At 61.8% G+C, this 12536-nt stretch carries 9 protein-coding genes (1 of these 9 running past the window's edge); all 9 read left to right on the plus strand.

The features are described from left to right. Window positions 1–732, plus strand: partial view of a pseudouridine synthase gene (locus ACD590_RS17935; RefSeq protein WP_018445866.1) — the 3' portion only. Its footprint begins 75 nt before the window's first position; 732 of the gene's 807 nt are visible here — the last part of the coding sequence; its start codon lies off the left edge, out of view; it ends in the stop codon at window positions 730–732. Window positions 733–746: 14 nt separating this feature from the next. After that, entirely contained in the window at window positions 747–1433 is a 687-nt protein-coding gene (locus ACD590_RS17940; RefSeq protein WP_130718920.1) for a phosphoribosyltransferase, read from the plus strand. Between the two features lie 102 nt (window positions 1434–1535). Then, the gene (locus ACD590_RS17945; RefSeq protein WP_439003118.1) at window positions 1536–3275 is read left to right on the plus strand and encodes an SLC13 family permease; all 1740 of its coding nucleotides are present in this window, start codon (window positions 1536–1538) and stop codon (window positions 3273–3275) included. Window positions 3276–3359: 84 nt separating this feature from the next. Then, window positions 3360–4304: a phosphoribosylaminoimidazolesuccinocarboxamide synthase gene (locus ACD590_RS17950; RefSeq protein ID WP_018445869.1), complete on the plus strand. Its 945-nt coding sequence runs from the start codon at window positions 3360–3362 to the stop codon at window positions 4302–4304. A gap of 211 nt (window positions 4305–4515) precedes the next feature. After that, window positions 4516–5118 carry a TetR family transcriptional regulator gene (locus ACD590_RS17955; RefSeq protein WP_130717688.1) on the plus strand — a complete coding sequence of 201 codons (603 nt, stop codon included), beginning with the start codon at window positions 4516–4518 and terminating at the stop codon, window positions 5116–5118. Between the two features lie 169 nt (window positions 5119–5287). Continuing rightward, the gene (locus tag ACD590_RS17960) at window positions 5288–6499 is read left to right on the plus strand and encodes an efflux RND transporter periplasmic adaptor subunit (RefSeq protein WP_130717690.1); all 1212 of its coding nucleotides are present in this window, start codon (window positions 5288–5290) and stop codon (window positions 6497–6499) included. A gap of 47 nt (window positions 6500–6546) precedes the next feature. After that, window positions 6547–9657, plus strand: coding sequence for an efflux RND transporter permease subunit (locus ACD590_RS17965; RefSeq protein ID WP_168278126.1), 3111 nt, complete (start codon window positions 6547–6549; stop codon window positions 9655–9657). 150 nt (window positions 9658–9807) lie between these two features. Continuing rightward, on the plus strand, window positions 9808–11241 hold the full coding sequence (locus ACD590_RS17970) for an efflux transporter outer membrane subunit (RefSeq protein ID WP_130717694.1): 1434 nt from the start codon (window positions 9808–9810) through the stop codon (window positions 11239–11241). 175 nt (window positions 11242–11416) lie between these two features. Beyond that, window positions 11417–12460, plus strand: a complete 1044-nt coding sequence (locus ACD590_RS17975; protein WP_439003119.1) for a LacI family DNA-binding transcriptional regulator — start codon at window positions 11417–11419, stop codon at window positions 12458–12460. Window positions 12461–12536: the final 76 nt, after the last annotated feature.

Below are 12536 nucleotides of genomic sequence, written 5' to 3' on the forward strand. Positions count from 1 at the left end.
ACCCTTCCCCGCGCCCTTTCCAAGCTCGGTTATTGCTCCCGCACGCAGGCAGAACGTCTGATTGCCGAAAATCGCGTTGCGGTCGACGGCCGCACCGTCAGCGATACGTCCGCATGGGTCGATCTTGCCACGGCAAGGATCAGTATCGATGGCCTCGCCATCGCCGCCGAAGCGAAAATCTATCTGATGCTCAACAAGCCCCGCGGTCTCGTCACCACCCGCCACGATCCAGAAGGCAGGCCGACGGTCTATGATTGCCTCAGGGATTTCGACATCCCGCATCTCTCTCCCGTCGGCCGGCTCGACAAAGCGAGCGAGGGCCTGCTGCTTTTCACCAACGACACCGAATTCGCCCAGATACTGCTCGATCCGGTCACGCATGTGACGAAGACCTATCATGTCCAGATCGACCGCATCATGGACGACGAGGACATTGCCGCCATGACATCGGGCATCCGCCACGACGGCGAGTTGCTGACGGCGACCGCCGCGCGGCGCCTGCGCCAGGGCGACAGGAATTCATGGATCGAGGTCGAGCTCGACGAAGGCCGCAACCGCCAGATCCGCCGCATGCTGGAGGCGCTGGGAACCGAATGCCTGCGCCTCGTGCGTGTCGCAATCGGCGGGCTCGAACTCGGCGAACTGCCGAAAGGCGCCGTGCGTGCGCTGACCGAACCGGAATTGCAGGCACTACGCCGGAGAACCGGCTTGGAAAGGACGAGACGCAATTGACTACTGTGACGGAGATGACGCCGCACGATTTCTGGCAGAAGATCCACCCGCCCGGCACCTTTGCCGGCGATGGCGAATTCACCTCTTTCTATGTCGCCGCGCTCGAAGATGGCCGTCAGCTTCGCCTGCCGATCCGTGGGCTGGCGGATGGCAATCACGCCCTCGCCTCGCTGATCGTCAACCAGGCGAGCTTCACCGTCCTCGATGCGCTCGCCGAAAGCCTCGCCGAAAAGATCAGGCCCATGCGCATCGATGTCGTCGCCGGCCTGCCGACGCTCGGCCTGACGCTGGCCGCCGCCGTGGCGCAGAAGCTCGGCCATGACCGCTATGTTCCGCTCGGCACCTCACGCAAATTCTGGTATCGCGACGAACTCTCCGTTGCCCTGTCTTCGATCACCACGCCGACACAGCAGAAACGCCTCTATATCGATCCACGCATGCTGCCGCTACTTCAGGGACGGCGCGTCGCACTCATCGATGACGTCATTTCCAGCGGTGCCTCGATCGTTGCCGGCCTGCATCTGCTGATGGCCTGTGGTATCGAACCCGTCGCCATCGGTGCGGCCATGCTGCAATCGGAGCGGTGGCGCGACAGCCTCGCAGCCGTCGGGCCACAATGGATCGCGCGTACCGTCAGCGTCTTCGCAACGCCCATTCTGGAGCGGAATGCCGCCGGCCGGTGGCAGGCACCACCAGCCTGACGCGAGATGTGAGGATTGTTCAATCCTGACCTGAAGGCGCCTCTGTACAGCGCATGAGGAACGATTACAGTCCGCCTGATCGATGAAACAACGGACCCGCCCATGTTCGAGCAAGCATCCCTGCTGATCCTTCTGCTGGCGATGCTCACTCTCTTCTCGCTCGATCGCATCCGCAACGAGGTGGTCTCGATCGCCGGCCTGCTTGCCGGCTATGCGCTCGGCCTTTATCCCGCCGACCAGATCTTCACGGGCTTCGCCAGTCCCGTCGTCATCACCGTCGTCGAGATCCTGCTGATCGTCCAGGTGCTCGCGCGCGCCAGGCTCTTCGACAGTCTCGCCGCCCGTTTCGCGGCCACAAGACCCTCCGACTTCACCGTCATCGCCGGCACTTCTGCACTCGCCGGCTTCATGTCCATCTTCATGAACAATATCGGCGCCTTTGCGATCACCTTGCCGGTGGCGCTACGCCTCGGCGCGGCCCTGAAAATCCCCCGCCGCCAGCTCGCCATGCCGGTCTCGTTCGCAGCCCTGCTCGGCGGTCTCGTTTCGCTGATCGGCACCCCGGCCAACCTGCTCGTCAGCGATGGGCTCGCCAAGGCGACCGGAACCGGCTTTCGCTTCTTCGATTTCGCCTATGACGGCCTGCCGGTCGCCATCGCCGGAATTCTGCTCATCGCCTTTCGCGTGCAGCGCCTGTTTCCGGAACCCGACGAAACACCGGTGACGACCTCCCCGACCGCGCGCCGCGTCGTCGTCGAGCGTTACATCCCTGATATCTCGCCACTGATCGGCGTGCGGCTTTCCGATTGCCCGGTGCGTTTCGGCATCAAGCCGCACGCGCTGATCCGCGGCGATAATTTCGTCTTCGGTCCGCTCGACCAGTCGGTGATCGAACCGGGCGACGTGCTGCTTGCCGAGGGCGCCGATGCGGTCTTTGCCGACCTTGCCGCCACGCAGGCGCTGATGGCCGATGCCCATCCGCATGGCCTGCAGCCGGATTTCACCCATGTCGAAGCCGTCGTCATGCCGGAAAGCACGTTGGTCGGTTCGCGCGTCCGCTCGCTCGAAATCTTCCACCGTCGCGGCATCGCGGTCACCGCCCTTTCCATGCGCGCGCCACGCATCGAGGGCCGCTTCCTCGACCTGCAATTGTCGATCGGCGATATATTGACACTGGAGGGGCCGCGCCCGGCGATTTCAGAAGCGTTGGAGGAAAGCGAGTGCCTGCCGCTCGCCTCGACAGCACCGGCCGAACCGGCGCTCCTTTCCTGGCGGCCCTTCGCGCTCTTTGCCTGTGGCGTCGCCGCCTCCGCGGCCGGCCTGCGTCCCGACGTCGCTTTTGCCGGCGTCGTACTCGTGCTCGCTCTGCTCAATCATCTGAACATCCGTCGGGCGATGGCCGATCTCAATTGGCCGATCATCATCATGCTGGCGGCGATGATCCCGATCGGCCAGGCGGTGGCGAGCACCGGAGCGGCCGAAACCATCGCCAGCTGGCTGAGCCTCGTCGTGCCGATCACCCATCCGCTCATCGGCATCGCCCTAATCCTCTTCCTCGCCATGGCATTGACGCCTTTCGTCAACAACGCGACGGTCGCAATCGTCCTGACCCCGATCGCTCTGGAATTCGCAAGAGCCGGCCGGCATGCGCCGGACGCCTATCTGATCGCGGTCGCCGCCGGCGCCTCCCTCGATTTCCTGACGCCCTTCGGCCATCACAACAACACACTGGCAATGGGCATCGGCGGCTACCGCTTCGGCGATTTCCTGCACGCCGGCTGGCCGCTTGCCGTCACAAGTTACGGCCTCGCCCTGCTTCTTACCGCTCTGTTCTGGCTGTGATGCATTACCCGATCGGCTTGACTTCCCCAGCAATGAAACTAGAGCAAGAAGTCTTCACCCAATAATTAAGGACAGTCGAGCGCCGTGCGAATTCTCTCCGAAGCCCATTTCCCGGAATTGCCGAACTATTATCGCGGCAAGGTGCGCGAGAATTACGATCTTCCGGACGGACGCCGCATCATTATCAGCACCGACCGGCTGAGCGCTTTCGACCGCATTCTCACCTGCATCCCCTATAAAGGCGAGGTCCTGACGCAGACGGCGCGCTACTGGTTCGAGGCGACGAAGGACATCTGCCCGAACCACGTTCTCGACTATCCCGATCCGAATGTCGTCATCGGCAAGCGGCTCGACATCCTGCCGGTCGAGATCGTCGTGCGCGGTTATCTCGCCGGCACTACCGGCACCTCGATCCTGACGCTTTATAAAAAGGGCGAGCGCGAGATGTACGGCATGCGTCTGCCCGATGGCATGCGCGACAACCAGATCCTGCCCGAACCTGTCATCACGCCGACCAGCAAGGAATTCGACGGCGGCCACGATGAACCGCTGACGCCGGCCGAAATCGTCACGCGTGGCCTTCTGACGAAAGAGCAATGGCAGACGCTGTCGACATATGCGCTCGCCCTCTTTGCTCGCGGCCAGGAGATGGCGGCGAAAAACGGGCTGATCCTGGTCGATACCAAATACGAGTTCGGCACCGACGGTGACGGCAACATTATCCTCGCCGACGAGATCCATACGCCGGACAGCAGTCGCTACTGGCTTGCCGAAAGCTATCCGGCAAGCTTTGCCGCTGGAAAACGCCCGGAAAGTTTCGACAAGGATTTCGTCCGCGCCTGGGTGGCGGAGCGTTGCGATCCCTATAAGGACGAGATCCCGGAAATCCCCGCCGAACTGATCGAGCAGACCTCGGCCGTCTACATCAAAGCCTACGAGGCGATCACCGGTGAGCGCTTCGTTCCCGACAACAGCGGCGAGACGCCGCTTGCCCGTGTCCGAACCAACCTCGCCCGCTATTTCCCTTGAAATCGCGGCACACGAAAGCCGCCGGGCCGATCATCGGCTTGCAGCATTTCGTCCAATAGCGCTAGAGCGCCGCGCGCCCGAAAGGACGCGCTAAGGACGCTCTATCACTTTGAATCGGCGCATAATCCTTTCCGAAAATCGATTCCGATTTTCGGGCTTATGCGCTAGCATTGGCAAAAAGGGGTATCGGGCTCGGCCCGGCGGGGAACAGATGACAAGAAGGCCAAGACGCAAGGCCGAGGAAACGCGAGAGGACATTCTCTCCATGGCGGAGATGCTGTTTCGCGAGCGCGGCTTCGTTGCTGTGTCGATCGCCGATATCGCCGGCGCGCTCCACATGTCGCCCGCCAATGTCTTCAAGCATTTCCGTTCCAAGGTCGCGCTCGTCGATGCGATCGCCGGACGCCATCTCGACGATGCTGCCGAGCGCTTCGCCGCCTTTGATGGGAACCTGCCGCCGAGGGAACAACTGCTCCGCTTCATCCTGCGCCTGCTGGAGAGCCACCTGCAGGACATCCAGAAGAACCCTTATATCTTCGAAATGGTACTCTCGACGATCGAAGCCAAACTCGAGGCCGGCAATCGCTATCGCGCCCGCATCGAAGCGAAGCTCGGCGAGATCATCCACGAAGGCATAGCGGAGGGACGTTATCATTGCCGCGATGCCGGGAGTGCGGCACATACCGTCGCAGACGTCCTGGCCTGCGTGCTGCACCCTGTCCTGATCGCCCGCGACGACAAGGAGACGCTCGTGCGCCGCGCCGAAAAAATCGTGTGTTTCGTCGATGCCGCACTGCAAAATAGCGCTTGCTAAGTGATGATTGCTGAATTACGTCACTTCGTAAAGCTTTTCTTAAATTCGGATAACGGCATTTGGAGCGAACTCAATCCTGACGCTTATATAAGCCTGCGCTCGGTCAAGCCGAGCCCGCAGGCCCGAGCTCGTAGATTGAACGGCGATTGCCACCGCACAGGAATTCAGCATGATACGGCGTGCCCTCCTCATCTCCTCGGCCCTGGCATTCGCAGCCCTTCTCGCCGCCTGCAGCGACAATGGCTCCAAGCCGGCCGGCAATGCGGGCGCAGGCGCGGCACAGCAGGCTGCCCCCGTCGGCGTGATTGCGCTGACGAAGGGCACGTTCCCAATCACCACGATCCTGCCCGGCCGCGCCGAGACATTTCAGACAGCCGATATCCGGCCGCAGGTCAGCGGCCTCATCCGTGAGATCGCCTTCAAGGAAGGCGGCGAAATCAAGAAGGGCGACCTTCTCTACCAGATCGAGGATGCACCCTATATCGCCATCGTCGAGCAGGCCAAGGCGGCTATCTCCAAGGCGCAAGCCAGCGTGCCGAGCGCTGAAAGCAATCTCGACCGTTATCAGCGCCTCGTCGGCAGCGGCGCCACCCAGATCGAATTCGAAACAGCCAAGACGACGCTGCTCCAGGCCAAGGCCGAAGTCGAGTCGGCGAAGGCCGCGCTTTCCGCGGCACAGATCGACCTCGACCACACCAGGATCGTCGCCCCTTTCGATGGCATCATCGACCAGACGGCCGTTAATGTCGGCAACGTCGTCTCTGCCAATCAGACGACGGCGCTGACGACGATCCGCCAGCTCGATCCGATCTACATCTCGCTGACGGAATCGAGCACCAACCTCTTGAAGCTGCGTGATGCGATGGCCGCCGGCGACATCAAGGGCGAAGCCAATCTCGTCTTCCACCTGATCCTGGAAAACGGCAAGGAATACAACCAGCAGGGCAAGCTGGACATGTCGAAGCAGGTGGTCAGCGAGACCACCGGTACCTTCATCATCCGCGTGCTCTTTCCCAATCCCGACCGTATTGTCCTGCCCGGCATGTATGTCCGCGCAACCGTCGAACTTGGCGCCGAGGCCGGTTATGCGCTCCCGCAGCTGGCGACAAGCCGTGACGCCAACGGCCGGCTGACGGCACAGTTCGTTTCCGCCGACGGCAAGGTCGAAACCCGCGCCTTCGAGAACAGCTCGCCCTCCAACAATTCCTGGCTCGTGACCGAAGGCATCAAGGACGGCGATCAGTTGATCGTCAGCGGCCTGCAATCGATCACCTCCGGCATGCCGGTGAAGCCGGTCCCGATGAAGATCAATGACAACGGCGTGGTCGTGCCTGCCGAGCAGCCCGCGGCCGGTGACGCGCAGAAGCCTGCAGCGAAGTAATCGCTGAAGCCCCGCATCGTCACCGTCTCGTCGCACAGGAACAACCGATGGCCAAGTTTTTCATCCGACGTCCGATTTTCGCCTGGGTCATTGCGATCACCATCATGCTCGCCGGCCTGCTGGCGATCTTCACGCTGTCGATCTCGCAATATCCCGACATCGCCCCGACGACGGTTCGCATCAACGCCACCTATCGCGGCGCCAGCGCCGAGACTGTCGAGAAATCGGTGACGACGATCATCGAGGATGGCATGACCGGCCTCGACGATCTCACTTATATGACCTCGACCTCATCGACGGGTTCGGCCAGCATCCAGCTCACCTTCGGGACGAGCGCCGACCCCGATATCGCCCAGGTGCAGGTGCAGAACAAGCTGCAGCTGGTTCAGTCGCAGCTCCCAAGCGACGTCATCGATGCCGGCATCAGCGTCACCCGCTCGACCTCGAGCATCCTTCTCGTCGGCTCGCTTGTTTCGACCGACGGCAAACGCAACTCCGTCGACCTCGGCAATATCATGTCGACCTCGATCGAGGATCAGATCCAGCGCCTGGAAGGCGTCGGCAGCATCAATGTCTTCGGTTCGGGATACGCCATGCGCGTCTGGCTCGATCCGTTCAAGCTCTTGAAATACCAGTTGACGCCGAGCGACGTGACGTCAGCCATCCAGGCGCAGAACACCCAGGTCTCCGTTGGCTCGCTCGGTGCCCAGCCGACGATCCCCGGCCAGCAGATCAACGTCACCATCACCGCTCAAAGCCAGCTGACCACCGTCGCCGATTTCGAGCACATCATCCTGAAGGTCGAAAAGGACGGCGCGACGGTGCGCCTGAGCGACGTCTCGCGCATCGAGATCGGTCAGGAAAGCTACGGCGGCAGTTCGCGGTACAACGGCCAGCCATCGACCGGTTTTGCCATCAACCTTGCGATCGGCGCCAACGCCATCGATACCGCCGCTCGCGTGCGCTCCGCCCTCGAGGTCATCGGCCGCGGCCTGCCGGCAGGTGTGGAGATCACCTATCCCTACGACACCACGCCCTTCGTGGAACTGTCGATCGAGAAGGTGGTGCACACGCTGATCGAGGCGATCGTGCTCGTCTTCGTGGTGCTGCTCGTCTTCCTGCAGAATCTCCGTGCGACGCTGATCCCGACGATTGCCGTTCCCGTGGTGCTGCTCGGCACTTTCGGGGTGCTGGCGGTCACCGGTTACTCGATCAATACCTTGACGATGTTCGCCATGGTGCTGGCGATCGGTCTTCTCGTCGACGACGCCATCGTCGTCGTCGAAAACGTCGAACGCATCATGTCCGAAGAAAAGCTCTCGCCGCTCGAGGCAACGGAAAAATCGATGGGCGAGATCACCGGCGCCATTGTCGGCATTGCGCTCGTCCTGACTGCCGTCTTCATTCCGATGGCCTTCTTCGGTGGTTCGACCGGCATCATCTATCGCCAGTTCTCGATCACCATCGTCTCGGCCATGCTGCTGTCGGCCCTCGTCGCCCTCGTGCTGACGCCCGCACTTTGTGCCACGATGCTGAAGCCGGTCGGCGAACACAGGAAGCACCGTGTCGGCGACTGGTTCAACCGCAACTTCACGCGCTCGACCAACGGCTATATCAGCGCCATCGGCTATCTGCTGAAGCGGCCGATCCGTGTCATGCTGGTCTTCCTTCTGGTCGGCGCCGGCTGCGCTTATCTGTTCACCCGCCTGCCGAGCTCCTTCTTGCCGCAGGAAGACCAGGGCGTGCTGCTGACCATCGTCACCACGCCGCCGGGTTCGACCACGCAGCAGACTCAGGCGGTCGTCGAGAAGGTCGAGAAATATTATCGCGAAAACGAGAAGGACGCCGTCGATTCCGTCTTCGGCGCGCTCGGCTTCGGCTTCAGCGGTTCCGGCCAGAACAGCGCCATCGTCTTCACCAAACTGAAGGATTTCGCACAGCGCACCGATCCGACGCTGAGCGCCCAATCGGTCGTCAACCGTGCGCTGCGCAGCTTCTTTGCGATCCGCGAGGCGCAGGTCTTCGCGCTGCTGCCGCCGGCGATCCAGGGGCTTGGCGTGTCGAGCGGCTTCTCGATGTATCTCGTCGATACCGGCGGCCACGGCAACGACGCTCTGACGGCAGCCTCCAAGCGGCTGATCCAGATGGGCAACACGTCGGGCAAGATCGTGGCGCTGCGCAGCAGCAACAAGGAAGTCGAGCCGCAGATGCGCATCGTGCTCGATCAGGAGAAGATCGGCGCCATGGGCGTCGACATCGCCTCGGTCAATTCGATGCTGTCAATCATCTTCACCGGCCGCGACGTCAACGACTTCACGCTGAATGGCGAGATCAAGCCGGTCTACGTGGAGGGCGATGCGCCCTTCCGCATGCAGCCGAGCGACCTCAACCACTGGTACGCCCGCAACAATGACGGCGAAATGGTGCCCTTCTCCGCCTTTACCCGCACGGAGTGGGTGAAGGGCGCGCCGTCGCTTGCCCGCTTTAATGCCGTCAGCGCCATTCCGCTCGACGGCGCGTCCGCTCCCGGAGTTTCCTCCGGCGATGCGATGAACGAAATGGAAGCCCTGACCAATGAGCTCGGCGGCGGTTATACGGTCGCCTGGCAGGGCATATCCTATCAGGAGCGCCTTTCCGGTTCGCAGGCACCGATGCTCTATGCGATCTCGGTTCTCGTCGTCTTCCTCTGCCTGGCTGCGCTTTACGAAAGCTGGTCGATCCCTTTCTCGGTGATCATGGCGGTACCCGTCGGTATTCTCGGGGCACTGACGGCGGCAACCCTCTTCGGCCAGGCGAACGACGTCTATTTCAAGGTCGGCCTGCTCACCACTATCGGGCTGGCGGCGAAGAATGCGATCCTGATCGTCGAATTCGCCAAGGATCGTATGGAAAGCGGCATGGGGCTCTACGAGGCGACATTGGAAGCCGCGAGATTACGCCTGCGGCCGATCATCATGACTTCGCTTGCCTTCATTCTCGGCGTCGTGCCGCTGGCGATCGCGACAGGCGCGGGCTCGGCGGCGCAAAACGCCATAGGCATTGGCGTTCTCGGCGGCATGCTGGCGGCGACGATGCTCGGAATTTTCTTCGTGCCGTCGTTTTTCGTCGTCATTCGACGCATCTTTGCCACACGCGGCAAAAATGCGGCAGGACTGTGATATAAATGCACTGTGATAATGCAGTTGCCGTTGCTACATTGCGCCCGACTGCTTCGGAATGGTGTTTTTGGTAGAACGAGGCGCGGCGGCCGATGGTGAAGCATGAAGTTTTGGACAAGAATTGACTTGCTCGAGTACAGGATGAAATGAATGGTATCTCTTCGTTTTGCCACACCGGCATTATTGTTATTGTTGTCGGGCTGCGTTGTGGGCCCGGATCATGTTCCTCCTGAGATGCCGCTGCCCGCCAAATTCGGAGAGGGTGGGACCAAGAGTGATGGCGATGTTGCTACTGCAGCATGGTGGACCGCCTTCAAGGATTCAAGACTGAACGGCTACGTCAAGGCCGGCCTCGATCAGAACCTGACAGTTCAGCAGGCGATCGAAAGAATCAATGCAGCTTCCGCAAACGTCACCACCGCCGGCGCCGGCGGCCTGCCGAGCCTGACGGTCGGCGCCTCGCAGACGGTCAGCGGCCAGAAGGGCGAGCTGCGCACGCAGCTCGACACGCGCAACACCAGTGCCGGCGACGTCCAGCTGAGCTGGCTGCTCGATCTCTTCGGGCTTTACAAGCGCAATACGGAGAGCGCGCTTGCCTCGCTCGATTCCGCTTACGCATCGGCTGACGTTGCCAGGCTGACCCTCATTCAGGACCTTGTCTCGAGCTATATCGACGTTCGCTTCTTTCAGCAGCGCCTGGCGCTTTCGAAGGCCAACCTGAAGTCTCGCCAGGAAACCTACGAACTTACCAAGTTCCAGCTTGAAGCTGGCGCCGCCTCGCGTCTTGACGTCGTTCAGGCCGAAGGTCTCGTCCAGTCGACGCTCGCCGAAATTCCCGGCCTCGAAACCAATATCCGCATATCAGCCCATCACATCGCCACGCTGCTCGGCCTGCCGGCTTCGGCTCTTGTCGATGAATTGCTGAAGGGCTCCGGTCAGCCGGTATTCCGCGGCGGCATCACCTCCGGCATCCCGGCCGACCTGATCCGCAATCGTCCGGACATCCGCGTCGCGGAACGTGATCTTGCCGCCGCAACGGCCAATATCGGCGTTGCCCAGGCGCAGCTTTATCCGAGCATCTCGCTTAGCGGCTCGATCTCGCCGTCCTACATCAATCAGCGTGGCATCCATGGCGGCCTGACGCCCTGGTCCTTCGGCCCGACGCTCAACCTGCCGATCTTCGATGGTGGCCGCCTTCGCGCCAACGTCAAGTCGGCACAGTCCGATGCCGCGACCGCCTATCTCAACTGGAAGTCGACGGTGTTGACCGCGGTCGAGCAGGTCGAAAACGCACTTTCGGCCGTCCGGCGTGACGCTCAAACGGTCGCGGCACTTCAGGCCCAGGTGAAGACCACGCAGGAAACGCTCGAACTTTCCACAGCATCCTACAAGGACGGCGCCTCCTCGCTGCTCGACGTTCTTGACGCGCAGCGCCAGGTTTCGCTCGCCCAGGCAAGCCTTGCCGCATCCGTCCAGCAGATGGCCAAAGACTATGTCTCGCTGAACATCGCGATCGGCGGCGGTTTCGCCCCCGGCGGCAAGACGACCGCACCGGCGGCGAAGGTTGTGGCTGTCAAGGGCTAACAGCTGCTTCAATCGACCTGAGGAATACAAAGCCTCGCGATCGTCTCGCGGGGCTTTTTCTTGCCTGCAGCATGCCGCAATCGAATAATTGCGCATAAGTTGAATTCGGATTCGACAGGCGGAAAAAGCCGAGCTATTAATCTGGTTAAACGATTAATCAGAGTGGTCGCCGATCATGACTGCATCGCGTCAGGGACCGAACCTCAGCAGGATAGCGACGTCGCTTGGCGTCTCCGTCGCCACGGTCTCCAATGCGCTTTCCGGCAAAGGCCGGGTCTCCGGCCAATTGGTCGAAAGAATACGCGAGCATGCGGCCGAGCTCGGTTACGTCCCGAGCCAGGCCGGCCGGGCGCTGCGGACCGGCCGCAGCGGCGTTCTCGGCCTGGTGCTGCCCGACATTGCCAATCCGCTGTTCCCGAAGATCGCCCAGGCGATCGAATTCGCAGCCTCCGCCGCCGGTTACGGCGTGCTGATCGCCGATTCCCGCGGCGATGTCGCCGCCCAGACCGAGGCGATCAACCGGCTGGTCGAGCGCGGCGTCGACGGCATGGTCATCATTCCCCGTCGCGCCACCCGCATTTCAGCCGTCGCCTGTCCGGTCGCCATCATTGACACTCCCTCGACGCCTGGAAACACGGTTGCTGCCGACCACTGGCAGGGCGGGCTCGAAATCGCCGGCCATCTCGCGGGCCTCGGCCATCGCCGTGTCCTCATCATCGGCAACAATCAGGAATCCAACGTCCAGAATGATCGTACCGGCGGCATCCGCTCCGGCCTGCGCCTGGGCATGCATTCGGAAACCCTGTGGATCGACCGGCTGGAGCAGGAGAACGGCATTGGCTGCCCGCTCGGCCTCGCCGAAAAAGTCAGGCAGGGTTTCACCGCCTTCGCAGCCCTCTCCGACCTGCAGGCGTTGCGGGCACTGACGGAGTTGCAGCAGGCTGGCATCAACATTCCCGCCGATGTCAGTGTCACCGGCTTCGATGATCTCATCTGGTCGCCTGTTGTTACGCCGTCGCTGACGACGGTCCGGATGGACATGGATAGGATTGCCGAAATTGCCGTGTCGGCGCTGGTGGATACCATAAAAACAAGCGGCATCCGGGAGGGCGTGCTCGTTACCGCGAAGATTGAACGTGTCGCCATGCAGCTGATCGTCCGCCAATCATCCGGGCCTGCGAAACCGGCACAAAAGACTTCAGAGATGGAGAACATGTAAGATGAAAAAAGCTTTCATTGCTTCGGCAGCACTCCTCCTCGATACCACGCTCGCCTTCGATCTGCCGGTTGCCGGC

This window comes from Rhizobium sp. 862_C5_N1_2 (genome assembly GCF_051811205.1).
Classification (GTDB): domain Bacteria; phylum Pseudomonadota; class Alphaproteobacteria; order Rhizobiales; family Rhizobiaceae; genus Rhizobium; species Rhizobium leguminosarum.

Coding starts and splice junctions, on each gene's coding strand:
- ACD590_RS17970 (WP_130717694.1), top strand. CDS start 9,808: ATGGTATCTCTTCGTTTTGCCACACCGGCATTATTGTTATTGTTGTCG.
- ACD590_RS17975 (WP_439003119.1), top strand. CDS start 11,417: ATGACTGCATCGCGTCAGGGACCGAACCTCAGCAGGATAGCGACGTCG.
- ACD590_RS17940 (WP_130718920.1), top strand. CDS start 747: ATGACGCCGCACGATTTCTGGCAGAAGATCCACCCGCCCGGCACCTTT.
- ACD590_RS17955 (WP_130717688.1), top strand. CDS start 4,516: ATGACAAGAAGGCCAAGACGCAAGGCCGAGGAAACGCGAGAGGACATT.
- ACD590_RS17945 (WP_439003118.1), top strand. CDS start 1,536: ATGTTCGAGCAAGCATCCCTGCTGATCCTTCTGCTGGCGATGCTCACT.
- ACD590_RS17960 (WP_130717690.1), top strand. CDS start 5,288: ATGATACGGCGTGCCCTCCTCATCTCCTCGGCCCTGGCATTCGCAGCC.
- ACD590_RS17965 (WP_168278126.1), top strand. CDS start 6,547: ATGGCCAAGTTTTTCATCCGACGTCCGATTTTCGCCTGGGTCATTGCG.